Consider the following 16,799-nt stretch of genomic DNA (forward strand, 5'->3'; position numbering starts at 1 on the left):
AAGTTCAGATTATTTAGCGCCTAAAATGCGCTTTATCCGGTGATATGTTTTATATGGGAAATGGATAAATAAGGAAACTATAACACCCGCCACGGTAACCGGAACCCCAGTACGGGCCAGTTTTAGCAGCATACTTTGCGATAGATAAGGATAGGTTTTAAGATTGCTTCCTCCAAAATGTATGATCACCGGGGAATAAGTTGCGGGATACCAGCTTCGGGATACATTGCCAGCACCTGGGTTACGTATTACACGGGCACCTGTTAAAACATTTAATGTGCGCGGCCGGCGGTCGGTAGTAAAGTCTGCCATGAAAGTTCCGTCATCTTTTATAGGGAGCTGTTTGTTAGCGTTCATGGCGATGCCGAGCAGATTTTCCTCGTTTTTCCATTTGTTTTTGATGCGATGGAATCCATATTCATCATACCGTTCAGAAATCTCCCTTGCCCTTGCGAAGATTCGTTTGGTGAGGTCGGTTTTTTTAATGAAATAGAAGCCGCCGTTAAAGATGATCGATTGATCTATCGAAAACTCTTTTCTGGCGAATTCCGGGTTGGGGGACCAGTAGTCCTCAACGGGGATGGCACGGCCAATTACGGTTACATCAGAATTTTTGCACTCATCGAACAGCGGTGATAAGTCGGCATACACGAGGCAGTCTGAATCGATAAACAAGGTTTCTTCTGTTTGTAAAAATGTATCCAGATACAATTTGGTCTCTATAAACAGTTTGGCAATTTCCGCTGGTACGGGTATGAATTGTACGGAGGGGTAGGTTGCTGCAGGTGCTATATTAGTTGCGATATAAACCGGCAAACCGGGATTATGCAGCTGTATAGACTGAGCACAATTGAGCGCAAATTGCAGATAATCTTGCTTGTTGGTGGCCAATAATAGTACCGAACGCTTACTCATATATTTTGTAAGTTTTGTTTATGAGCAAGGATCTCCTTATAAATTTTAACCGTGTTGAAATTGTATTTAAAGTAGCTGCCCGCGATTATTGCCCAGGTGATGTGCCTGATTTCCTCTGCTGTACCTTCTCCCTTACTATATACCAGGTATTGCTTAAACCAGTATTTGAAGTTAATGCCTAAATAATATAATGCCTTGCTGAGCCAGTAGAAGCGGGGAAGGGTTGCGGGGGCAGGCGTTTTTAATGCGGTTTCGTACATATCTACGATAACGTAACTATGGGCAAACCCGGCATGTAAGCGTTTTAAGTACGTCCACGTAAGCCGTTTAGATGGGAGGTAATGCCTGTAGATCAGTTTTGGAGAATATAATATCTGGTGACCTGCAAGCCGTACCCGCAGGCAAATTTCAGCATCCTCGCCAGCGGACAACGCGTTTTTCTTCCGTCCGTCCAGCAGCATTTTACCGCTGTTGATCACCTCGCGGATTACAGCAGTTCGCATCGCCATACCTGCACCAAATACACCGTTCAACAAGCATTCCTGTTCACCTTTGGAGCCTACCGCGTAACCATCGCTAAAAGCATCAAACCAAAAGGGTTTGTCGTTTGGATTTTCAAACGCTGCAATACCAATTCCACTTAAAATTGCGGCTTCCGGGTGCGCATCAAATAATTCTATCGTTTTAATTATATAATTATTATTGAGCCAATTATCGTCGTCGCAAAATACTGATAATTCAAATTTTGCTTTATTAATACCGGTAGTTCTCGCATTAGCTACACCAGGTATGGGCTCATCAACGATATTAAAAGTGATCTCATCATTGCGATACTTTTCCCAGGCTGTTGCTGCTTTCACTTTTGTATCGTCTGATGAAGCATTGTCCACCAGGATGATCTCGCAAGCAACACCTTCGGAATCCAACTGAGACAATTCCGCGAGTGTTTTTTCAATTCTCGACGCGCTGTTGTAACAGCAAATAATAATAGATACACCTTTTAACATCTAAAAATCAAGTTGGATCCAGTTATCCGGATAGATCTCTGCAGGTGTTTGTTGCTGGATACGCCAGCCAAGGAAGTACTTTGGTGCATACACCAGCGTGTTCGCTTTTTTATTGAGCCATGCTCCCCACCAGCTGAAAGTGCTGTTGGAAATGATACAAGCGTCGGCGTTCAACAGGTGTTGGAAATCGTTGATCTCGGTATCTGCCGAAATGGTTTTATGAGCAATATACCCAAAGTTATCTTGTACAAAGGGCAGGTCATCACTTATAAAAACAAAATGTACACTTTGCCCGTTGAACCGGGCGATGGCTTTTTTGTAGTATGCTAACGGCAGAGACAGATCATCACCGCCTAAATTTAGATGTGCCAGATTTTGGTAATCAGTTCTGCGGATGTGTACCGTGACTGTGAAATTATTGCGGTACAAATCCCCGTATTTTTTTTCAAATTGATTTACCAAACCTTGTTTTAAACTGAATTTTTTGCGAATCAGCTTTTCATGCCCTTTAAAGAAATTTTCCGATTGGAAAAAGCCCAGATACAGGGATTTGTCGGATGCAATTACGGGTGAACTTCCTGGCTGCTCCTGGTAATCTTTGACGGCCAATTTGTGAAAACCTTCCAAAAATCGGTAGCTCTTTTTTCTGAGATGATAATTGAATAGATTTTTATAACCCTTAATGTTGAAAATACAAGATGCCGCCTGATGTGTGATGCCGGTTAATCCATCAAAATATTTATCCAGTACGGATATGTAAATATATTGATCGAGATAAAAGCTGGTGTTCAATTGATTTGCACTGATGAGTATAAAAGCATACTGAAACATCTGATTACCTAACCGCCCCTGCAAACGTACCGCTATCATTTAAAGATCCGTTTTAACCTGCGCATCGCACGCGTTAAGAAGGTAGGTTTTGGATATTGGATTTTGAGCAGCTTTTTTTGTAACGACTGGTACAATTGTTCTTTGGCACCGTTGCCCACCAATTTTAAATTGCGTTTCTTAAGCTCGTAAAACCAGGTGTACCTACCGGCGCCAAGCATGTAGTTGAGATAACTTTCTTCTATCCGGTTATAAAACGGGAACAAAGCGTGAGCAGCCTTTAAGGAAACCGACCACATATTAGCCTCTGCATCCGTCATCCAATAAGATTCGCCATAATTTAACCGGTGATAATAAAAACTGTCTTTTAAAACAACCGTTTTAGCACCGCTTATGGCTTGCCTTAAACCAAAGGTCCAGGTATCCAATGCTCCGGTCCCTTCGGCATAACCATGGGCATTTCGCCAGCTTTGTTTGGTGAACAGGTAATTGCCATGTTGGCCCGGCGTATTTTGACCACTAAGGTAGAGTTCCAGCGCAATTTCTCCTGCCGGCAATGTCCAGGTATAATCGGGCTTTAACTTGTTGTTCAGAAAAAAGTGCTGATTTTGGAAAGATGCCACATCAGCATTATTAATTATCAAATAATTCAGCAGCTGTTTAATGCTATTTGGTGCCAATACGTTGTCGGCATCAAGGCAAAACAAGAGATCATGCTTAGCATTTTCTACAGCGGTATTACGCGCTGCAGCACCCCCTTTATTAATGCTATGGCTAAATGTACTGATTCCCGGATATTTTGCTTTAAGGTTAGCCAATGCCGTGGCAGTATCATCGGACGAGCAATCATTCACAATGATAAGTTCATCGCCTTGTGCAAAATTAGATTCCATGATAGAATCTACTGCCTCGCCGATCGTGTTTGCACAGTTATAGGCAGGAATAAAAAAACTAAGGCCCGGCATGTTTGTGTTTTCTCTGTGAATGTGCGTCAATTCGACTTGTTGGTAACTATGGCAGGCCGGGATTTAAGTGCTTCAAGTTCCATAATAATGTACTTGCACCATTTTTGGTAGTAAAGCTCATCATTGAAATATTGAAGTGCTTTTTTGCCTTTCTGCAAAGCTTCGTCCTTGTCCAGGTGCTTAAGCAGATAGTCCAATTCGTTTACCGTAGCTGCATAGTAACTGATGTCATTCCAGGCGATAAATTCTTTGAATGGCCTTACATCAACATCACCTACCAGGCAGGGTGCTACCCCAAGCTGCATCGCCTCAAAAAAGCGGAATGAATTGCAGCTGGTACCTCTCGGGCACAAAGCAATGTATGATGCCATTGTATTAAGGTTATAGTTTTTTGCCCAGAGCCACCTCTTATAAAAACGGGTTGGCACACCGCCGCCAATTAAAATTTCGGGGTTGCCATTAAAAAGTTCCGCCATTTCGGTACGGATTGGGTGCGTGCTATAGGTTCCGTTAAAAGATGCTAAGTACTTCTTACGTACCGGCAGCGGTGGTTTTTTGTGTTTGCTGCAGAGTATTGGTATATCCAGCCCGCTGTTTATTGTACGTGCGGCAGTAAACTCGGTCATTTTGCCGGGTTGCAGCAGGGTACCGCCATCAAACTGGGTAATGGTAAACGTTTTTTTGTTATCTAATATGGCTTTATCTACTTCGGTACTTAGCGTTTCCAATCCGTTACCGTCAACCGCAAAGTTGTGTGTAATGTGCCAGCGGGTCCAATAAACCGGCAAATAATGGTAAACGGCCTCCTCCGGGTCATTGCAAAGGAGTGATGGATGAGCATTTAACCAAATCAAAAAATCCTGTTCAACACCATAATCTTTATTATGCCCCGGGTATTTAAAACCCTGTTTAAGTGGCTGAAGCATGGCCGGTACATTCAGGATAAAGATCTTCATCGGTTTTACGCTTGCGGTAGTTAAATGGGAGTATTAGTTGTTCTAAAAATTAATTCCGAGCCTACCGTATCAAGAACAGAGAAGCCTATTGTGCTTATACTGCAATGGATGGCTTTATTAAATTGATGGTTTTTGATAGTGAACCCAAAGGGATTCGCCCAGACTTTTGCGCTTTAGTAAAGCCTGCACGCGCATAGATTTAATTTGGAAGTATAGCCGGATTTTGTAAAAAAGGCTTTTTTTGACAGGCGGCACCTGTGCGCTTTGCAGGGACCTGTAGTACATTATGCCCTTCATGATAGCTAAAGGCGTTGTTGGTTCAACGCCAATTTCTGCTATTTGCCAGCCAAACTTGTCGCCCAGAATGCGGAATGATGCTTCATTGAAACGGCCGATATGGTTGGGCGGCAGATCTAACAGGGCTCCGTTTCGTTCGTTAAAGGCTATTCTTGCGCTGTTTGGTACGCCGATAAATAGATGCCCCCCTGGTTTTATAATTGAATTAAAGGTTGCAAACGTGTCTTCCATACGATCCAAATGTTCTAAAACCTGGAACAGGCAGATGATATCGAAACGGTTGGCAAACTCCTTTTTCGAATGTAGCTCGCGGAAATCCCAGGCCTCGGCAGCAATTCCCATTTTCCTGATCCGTTCTATTCCAATGGTAGAATATTCCAGGCAAAAAAGATTCTTTTTATCAAGCAGTTGGCTAATGGGACCAATGAAATTCCCTGTGCTCGCGCCTATTTCCAGCAGTTTGGGCTGTTTGCCGCCGGCAATTAACCGGGCAATGGTATCATAAGTCTTGCTTTGGTCCCATTTCCAAAGCCCTGCATCGTCAGCTGTGGCATGAGGCAGTAAATTATAAAACTGGTAATCACCGGCTATAAAGGGATCGGCGAAAGCAAACCTGCAATTATTGCATTGTACAACAGCTGCGGTATCGCTATTCCACAAGCTTTTTATAGCGGCTTCAATAGTATCTAAATTGCTATAGTTACCGCTGGTGACTAAAAAGTGACGCGCTGCGGCCGTAGTCCCTATTTTATATAGCAAGCTGTTTTCTTTATGGCCGCAAACCGGACAAGGTGCGTTATATTTTATGTTCAAATATTTCAAACGCTTGCCTAAGTTTTATCGATCATCATTTTTAATTTGTATAGTGTGGTTTCCGCCAGGTACCTCAGGTACGAGTGGTGGTGCCACTTATAGCTAAAATAAAACCGGGGCAGCTGGGTAAGCTTTTTATGTTCTTTACTATCCACCCGGATGATAGATTCACTGCCCAGGTGAGTTACTACCGATGTTGGAACCAGGCAGTTTTTAACTTTAAATTTCTCCAGTGTGTTTGAATAATCGTAATCGCAATACCAAAAAACGAAGTTTTCGTCCAGCATGCCTATAGTATCGAAGATTTCGCGTTTTACAAAAATACACCAGCCTATGAGCAGTCCAAAATAGCCTTCAACCGGTGGGCCATTCGGTTTAAAACCTTCTTTTAGGTGAAAGTTGGGGCAATAAGGCACAGCGCTTAACATAGCCGGGTCGTTATCCATTGCATTTACAATTTCGCTGGCCCAGCCCTTATGAAAAATAAGATCGTTGTTGCAAAGGCATACATAGGGGCTATCTGTCATTTTGATGCCCAGGTTCAAATATTTATGGAAGCCAAATTTTTCTGCCGGATAAACGGTGGTTGAATTTTTGAATTGGTACGGTGCCAAAGCTTTGTTAGATTCCATAACGATCACATTGAAGTGAATCTTCTCCGGGTCTTCTGAAGCCAACAAGGTATCTATGGTTTGGATGGTTACACTTTTTAAATGTTCGTCTTTAGCGTAACTTAAAATGATGATATCGATCTGTGTTTTTGCGGGCATGATTAGAAAGTGTAGAACGGGGCGCCTTTTTTAAATAAGTATTTGAAAAGGAATTTTACCAGGTATCCGGGCGTTTTGTGATAGCCATATCCTTTTTTAAACTCAAACAGGTATTTTAAGGCCAGCTGATAGATTTGCCTGTTGGTAAATTTATTGTAAAAGCAGGTCCAGATGAAGGCGTTTAATGTTTTGTATTCGTAAGCAAAAACAGGTTTGCCCGGGGTAAGGCAGTTTGCAGGTAAAATGTGCTGCCACTTTTTATGAAAGGTAAGTGCGCCATCTATCCAGGGTTTGTTTAAATCGCCTAAAGAAGCATGATCAATAAGTACATCGGCTACGGTATAAATAGGATGGCCGGCGGTATGCAGCTGCATGCAAATATCCGCATCGTAAAAATGATAGCCGGTGAATGTTTGTTGATCAAAGCTTAACTCTGTAAATACACTTTTTTTCATACACATCCAGCACCCATCTATCAACACTACCTCCTTTTGCATCGTGCCTTCAGAATTGGATTTCAGGGAAGGCGCTGTGTCCTTACCGGCCTGCAATAGATGCTCATAAATGTGGCCGCTTCCCCACCATGGGCCAGGCATAAAAGGATAATACGGTGTACCTGCAATACCAATAGCTTTTACCTTTGGATTGGCAAAATGAGCAAGTACTTTTTGTCCCCAGTTATTAGTGTGATAGGCAATATCATCATGCATAAAACACAAGACATTATACCTGCTTTGCTGTACCCCGAGATTATAGGCCTCGCAAATGCTGTAGCGGTTATCAGCGTTATTTATCAAAACGATTTCGTAAGGTATGCCGATGGTAGCGCTAATGTTAGTACTCAATTCATTGTTCAGGCGTTCCGACCGGGAACAGATGATCAGCGATAGCATACGGAGACGTTGGGTAGTTTTAAGCGTGTCATTTGGCTATCAGATTCATGATCTCCGCGTAGATCTCCGGCGCTATGTTGCCGGTACTATAATGCGAGGTTATGAGTTCTTCTGCTTTGGTGCCTGTTTTTTTTAATAGAGCAGTATCATTACTCAATTGGTAAATAATAGCCGCCGCTTTATCCAGATCCAAATAAGGGACAGTAAAGCCGGCCCCCTGTTTTAGAAGTTCTGGCATGCCGCCACTCTTTTCGAATGCAATAACCGGTTTTTTCAAAAAGGCGGCCTCCAGTGCAATCAACGGAAATGGATCTTCCCGGGAAAGTGAGATAAAAACATCAAACAGGTTAATGATATCTAAGGGTTTATCGCTGTTTGGTATAAAGCAAAATTTATCTGTAATGCCGCATTTTTCAGCATCGTAAAGCAGGTGCTTTACATGGTGGCTATCCTGATCTGCACCGAGCCAGGCTATTTTAAAATTTAAGTCAGGGTGCTTTTCCGCCAGCGTCAAAGCCAGGGGCAAGGCAAGGTCCACACCTTTTCGCCATTCGGGGGTGCCACCGGCGCCTATGATAAAAACATCTTTGTTGATGTTCAGGGATTTGCGGGTAACAGCAGTATCCTCAACTGATTGGTAGTTGGTATCGATAAACTCGTAGTGAAGGGAAATCTTTTCTTCAGGTATTTGATAGCTATAGCGTAAATTATCTTTTACGGCGGCAGATACAGCAATGATCCCGTCCGTAAGGTTCAAGTTTTCGTTGAGATACGCTTCCGCGAAGCAATAATTGAGTGCAAATGAGAGCTCGTGTATGCAGCACAAGGTTTTTAGGTTATGATGTTGTTTGAAGAGCTGTAGCCAGGGCAGACTCAAAATAGTATTACCATAAACCAAATCGTACTGCTTTTTAGCCAGTTTAGCAGCTACTTTTTTTAACTTTTTATTCAAATCGCTTTTGAATACTTTTTTTCGGAATCGATTTGTATAGCTGTGCAGGTTCACCAGCTCATTTAGTAAGTAGGTATCGCCAAGTTTCTTAAATTCGGATTGGAGCGGGCCACCATTAAGTAACAGAATATCAAACTGTAAGGGCGTGTTTTGCTTTAGCCAGTTGAGCAGATGCAATAAAACAATGGGGGCACCACTTCTTGATGCCTCGTTACTTATAAACAGTATTTTATTGGATGTTGCTTTGATCAATCTTGTGGGTTTTCCAGAAAATGGTCGGCCCTAGCTTTCACTATCGTATTGGGCGGCACCGATTTGTAAATTAAATTGTTGGCCCCTATAATCGTATTATCACCAATGGTTACTCCCTTTAATATGGTAACGTTGCTGCCTATCCAGCAATTAGCGCCGATGACGACAGGTGCGGTAGTAAACCCGGCTTTCTCTACCACCAGGGTTTGATTATGATAAGCAAAACGATGGTTATGATCGTAAATTTTCACACCTTCGCCAAAGAGTGTGTCAGCGCCAATGGTGATGCTATCCAGGCAATTTACAGAGCAATAGTTATTGAAGAATACGTTAGCGCCAATAGCTAGTTTTCCGTTTTCAAAAACAAGCAGGTGGCAGTATTTTTTAAAATGTACATTTTCTCCAAAGCTTATGTTGTAGTTATTATGCGGCAGATTGACCGTAAAATATTCCTCAATTCTTAGCCCGGGCTTTATGCTCACCATTGGATTTTTAAGCAAGATATCCAGCTTGCTTTGCTCGTAAGCAAACATGATCCGTTTAGCTAAAACGGTAAGCAGTTTTTTAAGCATTGCCATCCGGTTGATACAAAAGTTTTTCTAATTTAAATACCGGCCTTAACAAGTAGTAAGATTGCCGTTTTAACGTATCGATTAGCACCTTGCTCAATTCCCTTAACGGAGTGGCAAAAACTTCGGCCATGCAGGAGTTTAAGATTTGCGCCTCAGTTATTTTGCTGCGCCGGATAAACTGGCAGATGGTGATGTTTATAAAACTTTTAAGGGCCGCAATATCCGGTGCATTCAGCTTATCCCGGATAAAATTTTTAAGCAGAAGATTTGCTTTGGCAAATTGCATCATATCGTTGTTGTTTGACATATTGCTCAAATGCTTGCGGTATCTAAACAGCTTTTCATGCATGCCGTAAAAAGCTACGTTATGCAGGCATAAACGCAACCAGTAATCCCAATCTTCGCAGCCGTATATCAGCGGATTTTCATCCTGCAGTCCAACTGCTTTAACATGTTCTGCCTTTACCAGCACCGAGAGTACCGGTATGCAGTTGCCTTTATAAAGTAGTGTGTACATCTCTGCTGCGGAAAACGCGCCGTACATAATATCGTACGAGGCTATTTCTTCTGTGTTGTTGTAAAATATGATGCCATCAGTAAATATCAAGCCAATGTTTGGTTTTGCCGCAGCCAGTTGTAGTTGCAGCTCCAGTTTTTGAGGCAGCCAGGTATCATCAGCATCCAAAAACGCTAACCATTGTCCGGTCGCAGCAGTTATCCCTGCGTTACGGGCAGCCCCTAATTTTTTATTTGCTTGGTGAATAACTTTGATGCGCGCGTGCTTTTTTTGATAATCATCGACAATTGCTGCGGTGCTATCTGTTGATCCATCGTTGATGATGAGCAGCTCCCAGTTTTTATAGGTTTGGTCAATTACCGAATCGATAGCCGCTGCAATAAAGTCTTCAGCATTATACGCTGGCATAATTACCGAAACCAGGTTATTAATCATTGGATATTTTAATCCAGCTTTGTGGTAATATATCCGAATCATCAAAATAATGGTCATGCGTTTTGAACCAGTATTTAGGGGCAACCACTATTTTATCTTTATTGGGATTAAGCCATGCACCCCACCAGCTGAAGCTGCTGTTAGCTATAATATGATGGCTGCATTTACTCATTAACGCCATGTCCTGCCAACTGTCTTCCGCCCGGTTGTGTATTACTAATGTTGCATCAGCCAGTACCGGCATTAACGTATCTTTAACCCAGGCGGGGTCGTCTGTAAACAAGTAAAATTCCGGATCGGCTATCTTTTCTCTGACGAGTTCGATAGCGTTTAGGTAATAGGAAGTGGAGCAGGTGCCATGGATTTGGTTTGTTCTTTCAGACGAAATATAATCACCTCTCCGAACGTGGATGCTCACCGCATTGGTCTTAAGCATTAGTTCATCTGCCAGTTTTTGCGAAGCCTGGTTTAATTGTTTATTAAAAGAGTAGGCCTTCCTGATCTTGTATTCCAGATCTTTAAAATACACTTCGCTTTGCCAGTAACCATCAAAATAGGCGGGGGCGTGTATCATAAGTGCATCTTCATTTACCCTTAAGGATGCTTCCGTGTAAGTTCGTTTCCGGCCAATCTTTAGGTTATTGAGCGTTTTTTGCAATTTGCCGGGATTAGTAAACGTTTTCACGGTAGTTGGATCTGTAAATGCGAAATCACCGGCAAAAACGTTGAGATCAAATTGGCGCAGGGCGATATCTGTGCCCGGTTGCTGACCGGTAAAAAAGGAGTTATCTAAATACAACTTTGCTTTTTGCCTTTGGGATACAGATAATCCAAAAGCATACTGAAACATCTGATTACCGAGCCCACCCTGAAGTTTAACAATGATCAAGACCCTAAACCCGACCGCTTAACGCTGCCATTTATTTTGAAGTACAAAAATTGTATTGATGTTGGTATCAGCGTAAACCATGTAGCCGTTTTCGGTCAGGTAGTTGATAAGCACCGTATCCTTTACGCCATTCCCGGTATCCGAATAGGAGATAGTCTCCAAACAGATTACGATGGGTGCAGATTTTTTAAAATCGATAGATTTGATGATCGCTTCGTCAAAACCCTCCACATCTACACTAAGCAGATCGGGAAATATATTGTTGTTATATTGCGCAATGATATCTGCAACCGTGTAAACAGGTGTGGTTACTTTTGACACGATTTTGAAGCCATGCTCGCTCACCAATCGGTTAGCTTCATCAACAGAAAAAGTATTTAAGGCAGGTACATCCATTATGTGAAGCGTCATTTCTCCGGCTTTGTCGCCTACACCGCAGTTGAGATTCACATCGCTTTTACGATCATGCTGAAAAGCCTTAAAAAGTGCTCGGTCCGGTTCCACGTTAATTCCACTGCAGCTTTTTTGATGAAAAAGTGCTGTGTTACTTAAGTAATAGGGGTGATGTGCTCCAATATCCAGGTATGTTGGCTGTGCTATTCCTATCTGGGTAAAGATAAAATCGATGATCAGGTCTTCGCCCGATTGCGAATAGGATTGTTTTTGATACTGCGGTTTTTGGGGAGTGAGTTTCCTGTATAAGCTTTTTAGTTGAGCAAGACCAGGGCGCTTGCTTTTTATAAGTTTTTGCGATAGATCATTACGAACGTAAAGCTGATCGCCACTAACACTTCCAACAGTATCTATTATTTTAGTGAATTCGTTTTGTTTCATAAAACGCTCCACATCTTTTTTAAGTGGTTGGTTTTTGTACAGACTTACATTTTCAACCTCTAACCAAATACACTTGATATCCTTTATAAAGTTGCCGGCACCCTGCAGTACTAATAGCTCGGCACCTTGTACATCCAAGTGGATAAAGTCAATTTGGTTGATAGCCTTATCTTTGCAAAAATTAAAAAGAGTGTTTGTTTGTATTTCTACTTGCTGATTAAATTTCAGCCATTCAAATTCTTCACTTACTTTATCCGGCGGCAGCAACGAACTCGACTTGTTTCCAAAATCCCAGTCCGGATTGTTTTCCTGACCCGCAGGCGCCCCAGAAGAAATGTAAAAAACTGTGGTCTCTATTTTATCGCTTAATGCCTGGCAAAAGGGAGCTACATTAGCTGCCTGGTATTTTTCAATATTGCTCTTTACTTTTTCAAAGTTTCCGGGCAATGGTTCAAAAGCGTATATTTTTGAATGAGGATAAAGTTTACTGTATTTGATAGAATCTTCTCCCTCACATGCCCCTATGTCGAAAATGGTAATGGCAGCGTCTGTACTAAACAGGGCGGTTAACTGGTTTTGAAACTCAAATGGCGTATTAAGGTATCTATCGAATTCTGTATTCATTAAAAATTTGTTGCAGGTTTTATGTCGATTTCCATTTGATTGAATATTATGCCGTTGTTAGCCATCACTGTTTCGTCAATCTGCTCAACTAAATCAGAAATATTCATGTAGATCTCTTCGTCGATGTATTGAACAGAATGCTTACCAATAGAAATACCAACCACCAATTTATACTTACCCGTTGTAAAATGTATTTTGTCCTCTACAAAAGTAGCTACATAATCACCTTCTTGGTATTCATTTGGCTTGCTCCAGGATGTTCTGATAGAGATATCATGAGAATTGATCATTCCTAAAGCAACTACTAAGCCACTCACCTGCTTCAGGATTTTGAAATGCAGCTGAATTTTCCATGATTGCCCTATGAAAATTTCGCTGACATAATTGTCCTTAACATCCAGAATGCTGAGTTTAGTGGCATAACCTATTCCATTGGCATTTTGCTCTTTAAAAACGTATTCGGCAATGGCATTTGTTTTTCCGTTTAAATAGGCATTTATCACTTTACTGGTATCTCCGATAATATTCAGTTTGCCATTACTAAGGAGGATGGCACTTTTGCAAAGGTTTTGTATAGCCGCCATATTGTGGCTCACGAATAATACAGTGCGGCCTTCACCTTTGCTGATATCGCCCATTTTACCCATGCATTTTTTCTGAAATTCTGCATCGCCCACTGCAAGTACTTCATCTACAATCAAAATTTCGCTTTCCAGGTGGGCAGCAACAGCAAAGGCCAGCCTCACGTACATGCCCGATGAATAACGTTTAACAGGCGTATCAATATAGCGTTGTACCCCCGAAAAATCTACTATCTCATCAAACTTGCGTTTGATTTCGGCTTTGCGCATGCCCAGCACCGCGCCGTTGAGGTAGATATTTTCTCGACCGGATAGTTCAGGGTGAAAGCCTGTGCCTACTTCCAGTAAACTGGCTACACGGCCTTTCATTCTTACTTTGCCAGTTGTTGGCGTTGTAGTACGACTTAATATTTTCAGCAGCGTACTTTTGCCTGCGCCGTTTCTGCCGATAATACCCACTGCGTCGCCTTGCTCAATCTCAAAATTGATATCACGCAAGCTCCAAACCATATTACCTGTGCCGATGGTCGTGCGGTCGTTTTCCTCGCCTATTTTTAAAAAAGGATCTTCCTTGCCCCGCATCCTCGCCCAGTAACGTTCCAGATCGTGCGAAATAGTACCGGTACCAAAGGTGCCCAGCTGATAAGCCTTCGATAAATTTTCAACTTTGATAGCTTTAGGCATTTCGGAGTATGTTTAAACAGTTATACAAACCGGCTTGCTTAGCCCGCGAGTAACGCTTGTAAATTATCAATGTAAGTATCTTCATTAAAGTATTGCAAACATTTTGCCTGTAGAAATTTACGGCGTGTTAAATCCAGCGGGTGTAAAAGATGTTGTGTAATTTGTTCTTCCAGTTCGATAGCATCATCCGGGTTGATCGCTGTGCCCAGTTCACCATGCCTTATGGCATCTACACTTCCATCAGCATTACCACAAATTACAGGCAAGCCGCAGGCTAAAGCCTCGATGAAGACAATGCCGAAGCCTTCTTTTTTGCTCGGTAATACAAACAGATCTGCTAAAAGGAAATGTTTAACCAATTCGCTTTCGTCAATAAATCCTGTGAGAATCACATGATCTTTTACGTTATGCTTTTCTATCAACTCATTAACACGAAGTTCTTCTTTCTTATCATACTTACCCGAGAGGATGTATTTTATGCCCGGGAAACGTGCCTTTAATTTGCCAATAACGGCTATTACATTATCGTACCCTTTATATTTTTCGGTAGAGGCTAAACGGGTGAGTGTAAAAACCACCTGATTAGCCGATGTTAACGAGTATTTTTTTAGTAAAACCCCGGGCTTTGTAAAATCATCCGGCTGTTTTATAAATGGATCGATGGCATTATTAAGGATGGAGCACTTTTCAATATTGGTGCCATGCCGAATCACCATTTGATCTTTTGTGTATTGGCTTACACAAAGTATTTTATCGCAGTACTTAAGCAAAAGTTTTTTGTGAAAACTCAAGGGGCGCCATACTTCAATCCCGTGAGCTATTAGCCAAACCTGGCATTTTGGCCGCAGTACTTTGATCAGTACACCAATAATTGCAAAATTGATATGGCTTAAAATAACAGTATCATATTGCTTCGCTGTTACCAATGTGGCGAGTACGAAAGCTTGGCGATTTTTATTATAACCCTTAAAGTTTTGTTGTGGTAAATAATGGGGCTGCAGATCGCTATCTATATCGTATAACGACATGAGCTGAAATTGCCAATTATTGGTTTGGCAAATGCGCAGCAATGAATGGGCCAATGTTCGGGCCATTTTTTGGATGCCTCCGGTGGCACTAAATGTTTGTAAAGTTAAAAGTATAACTTTTTTACACATGCTTTTGTACCTGATATAATGCAAATGCCCGTGACCAATGCACCCGGTCGTTTTTAAATTCTTTTATAATGTTTTTAGCAAACTTAGTGTTATACATACTTTCGTCGGCTATATTTTTTTCATTTTTCATCCATTGCTGCAATGGAAAGGTGAATCCCATTTTTGGGCGATCCCACACATTGCGGGGTAGCAATGCTTTAAAGCTATCGATCAGGATTTTTTTCGGCCTTGCGCTATCAAACCTAATTTGCGGAGCGATCCGATTTATAAAGGCTCTGAAATCTTCGTCCAGGAATGGCACCCGCACTTCCAGTCCATGGCTCATACTCATCACATCTGTATCGCGAAGTAATTGATTCTGCATGTACATATTTGTTTCAAACCAGGCAGCTTGCAGCTTGTCATACGCTGTGGGTTGTGAGAAATCATGTGAGCCGAATAGTATGGTAATTATCTCCGCTTCATTCATATCCAATATTTTGGCAATATCTTCTATTGCAAACAAGCCTCTTAAAAAGAGATAGTCTGCCGCAGGGTGGTTATGAACAAGGTAACTTAAGCGTTTCACTTGCTTAACAGGCAGTAAACTTGTTCTTAAAAGGGCCCAGCCGGGGATTGTCCTGATATAGCGTAAAAATTTAATTCTGGCAAACGATGGGTAGCCGCCAAACAGTTCATCAGCGCCTATTCCCGATAATACGGCCTTTAAACCGTCATCATGGGCATACTTACTTATAAACCACGAATTGATGCCATCAGTAGTTGGCATATCCATGGTATCTAATATTTTTGGCAGGAAGGTTTTAAAATCCTGCTCGTTCACCAGGTGGGAAAAGTTTTCGCCATTTATTTTTTGTAATACGGCGTTTTGATAGGAGCGCTCATCATACTGCTTTTCGTCAAAGTAGATGGAAATGGTTTTTAGCTGCTGTAAGTTTTCTTCGTTAGCCAGTAAGGTAAGGATTGATGAATCAATCCCTCCGCTTAAAAATACCCCAATCGGCGCGTCGGATATGAGTTGTCTTTTAACCGCTTGATTTAATTGATGATAAATACCCTGCTGTGCAATATGCTGGTCTGTGATTATAGCTCCCGCCTGCTCATAACTATATTTGGTTATCGCATGGGTATTGGTTGCGTTATTCCAGCACAAAAAATGACCTTTGGGCAGGCTAAATACATTTTTTAAGGTGGTATAAGGTTCCGGAATATGGCCGAATGAGAGTAACCATACCGGCCACCTTTTATCTGCTTCGGTAACAGCGCCGGCAGCTTTGAACGCTTTGATCTCCGAAGCAAAGATCAGCTGCCCATCAGCTGTAGTATAATATAGGGGCTTTATAGCGCTTGTATCGCGCACCAAATATGTTTTTGCAGCTGCCACGTCATATAACGCAAAGGCAAACATACCTTTCAGTTTATTAAAAGATGCTGTACCCCAATGAAGATAAGCCTGCAAGATTACCTCAGTATCAGTTTCAGATGCGAATTGGGCACCCAGCTTTTGCAGCTCACGCTTTAGTTCGCGATAATTGTATATTTCGCCATTAAAAGTTATCCAGGCATTTTTTCCTGGATTGGACATTGGTTGATGGCCGTTCCGGGTCAAATCGATTATAGATAATCTGCGATGCCCCAATACGACTCCTCCTTCGGTATTGTTCCAAATTCCCGAATCGTCCGGCCCGCCATGCTGCATATCATTACACATGGAAGTTACCAGCCTACTAGCTTGCTGGCCCTGGTTTTTGTTTGAAACTATACCTGCTATCCTGCACATTTCATCATCTTTCTTAACATAGCTTCGCCTCGTAAGTCACATTTAATAAATGTAACTGTTTTATAATCAAACTATTGT

The 16,799-nt window shown here is 41.9% G+C and carries 16 protein-coding genes; all 16 read right to left on the bottom strand.

Annotation, left to right across the window (positions count from 1 at the left end):
- Positions 1-9 precede the first annotated feature (9 nt).
- The 16 genes from A0256_10525 to A0256_10600 all read right to left on the bottom strand — a co-directional run bounded on the left by A0256_10525 (position 10) and on the right by A0256_10600 (position 16,721).
- The gene (locus tag A0256_10525) at positions 10-915 is read right to left on the bottom strand and encodes a hypothetical protein (GenBank protein AMR31824.1); all 906 of its coding nucleotides are present in this window, start codon (positions 913-915) and stop codon (positions 10-12) included.
- Positions 912-1,922 carry a hypothetical protein gene (locus A0256_10530; GenBank protein ID AMR31825.1) on the bottom strand — a complete coding sequence of 337 codons (1,011 nt, stop codon included), beginning with the start codon at positions 1,920-1,922 and terminating at the stop codon, positions 912-914. Before A0256_10530 ends, A0256_10525 begins: the two co-directional genes overlap by 4 nt.
- Positions 1,923-2,792, bottom strand: coding sequence for a hypothetical protein (locus A0256_10535; GenBank protein AMR31826.1), 870 nt, complete (start codon positions 2,790-2,792; stop codon positions 1,923-1,925). It abuts the gene before it with no gap.
- On the bottom strand, positions 2,789-3,715 hold the full coding sequence (locus A0256_10540; protein AMR31827.1) for a hypothetical protein: 927 nt from the start codon (positions 3,713-3,715) through the stop codon (positions 2,789-2,791). Before A0256_10540 ends, A0256_10535 begins: the two co-directional genes overlap by 4 nt.
- A gap of 26 nt (positions 3,716-3,741) precedes the next feature.
- Positions 3,742-4,671 (bottom strand): hypothetical protein, encoded by a 930-nt coding sequence (locus A0256_10545; GenBank protein AMR31828.1) that lies wholly within the window; start codon positions 4,669-4,671, stop codon positions 3,742-3,744.
- A 117-nt stretch (positions 4,672-4,788) separates the two neighbouring features.
- Positions 4,789-5,781, bottom strand: coding sequence for a hypothetical protein (locus A0256_10550; GenBank protein ID AMR31829.1), 993 nt, complete (start codon positions 5,779-5,781; stop codon positions 4,789-4,791).
- Between the two features lie 17 nt (positions 5,782-5,798).
- Positions 5,799-6,551: a hypothetical protein gene (locus A0256_10555; protein AMR31830.1), complete on the bottom strand. Its 753-nt coding sequence runs from the start codon at positions 6,549-6,551 to the stop codon at positions 5,799-5,801.
- Positions 6,552-6,553: 2 nt separating this feature from the next.
- Complete coding sequence (locus A0256_10560; GenBank protein AMR31831.1) at positions 6,554-7,444, bottom strand: hypothetical protein; 891 nt, start codon at positions 7,442-7,444, stop codon at positions 6,554-6,556.
- A gap of 28 nt (positions 7,445-7,472) precedes the next feature.
- Complete coding sequence (locus A0256_10565; GenBank protein AMR31832.1) at positions 7,473-8,648, bottom strand: hypothetical protein; 1,176 nt, start codon at positions 8,646-8,648, stop codon at positions 7,473-7,475.
- On the bottom strand, positions 8,645-9,226 hold the full coding sequence (locus A0256_10570) for a hypothetical protein (GenBank protein AMR31833.1): 582 nt from the start codon (positions 9,224-9,226) through the stop codon (positions 8,645-8,647). The genes A0256_10565 and A0256_10570 overlap by 4 nt, the downstream gene beginning before the upstream one ends.
- A complete protein-coding gene (locus tag A0256_10575; protein ID AMR31834.1) occupies positions 9,213-10,172 on the bottom strand; it encodes a hypothetical protein in 960 nt (319 codons plus the stop codon). Before A0256_10575 ends, A0256_10570 begins: the two co-directional genes overlap by 14 nt.
- Entirely contained in the window at positions 10,165-11,061 is an 897-nt protein-coding gene (locus A0256_10580) for a hypothetical protein (protein AMR31835.1), read from the bottom strand. The genes A0256_10575 and A0256_10580 overlap by 8 nt, the downstream gene beginning before the upstream one ends.
- A gap of 18 nt (positions 11,062-11,079) precedes the next feature.
- The gene (locus tag A0256_10585; protein ID AMR31836.1) at positions 11,080-12,519 is read right to left on the bottom strand and encodes a hypothetical protein; all 1,440 of its coding nucleotides are present in this window, start codon (positions 12,517-12,519) and stop codon (positions 11,080-11,082) included.
- Entirely contained in the window at positions 12,519-13,784 is a 1,266-nt protein-coding gene (locus tag A0256_10590) for an ABC transporter (GenBank protein AMR31837.1), read from the bottom strand. Before A0256_10590 ends, A0256_10585 begins: the two co-directional genes overlap by 1 nt.
- Positions 13,785-13,822: 38 nt before the next feature.
- On the bottom strand, positions 13,823-14,941 hold the full coding sequence (locus A0256_10595; protein AMR31838.1) for a hypothetical protein: 1,119 nt from the start codon (positions 14,939-14,941) through the stop codon (positions 13,823-13,825).
- Positions 14,934-16,721, bottom strand: coding sequence for a hypothetical protein (locus tag A0256_10600; protein ID AMR31839.1), 1,788 nt, complete (start codon positions 16,719-16,721; stop codon positions 14,934-14,936). Before A0256_10600 ends, A0256_10595 begins: the two co-directional genes overlap by 8 nt.
- Positions 16,722-16,799: the final 78 nt, after the last annotated feature.

This window comes from Mucilaginibacter sp. PAMC 26640 (assembly GCA_001596135.1).
Lineage (GTDB): Bacteria > Bacteroidota > Bacteroidia > Sphingobacteriales > Sphingobacteriaceae > Mucilaginibacter.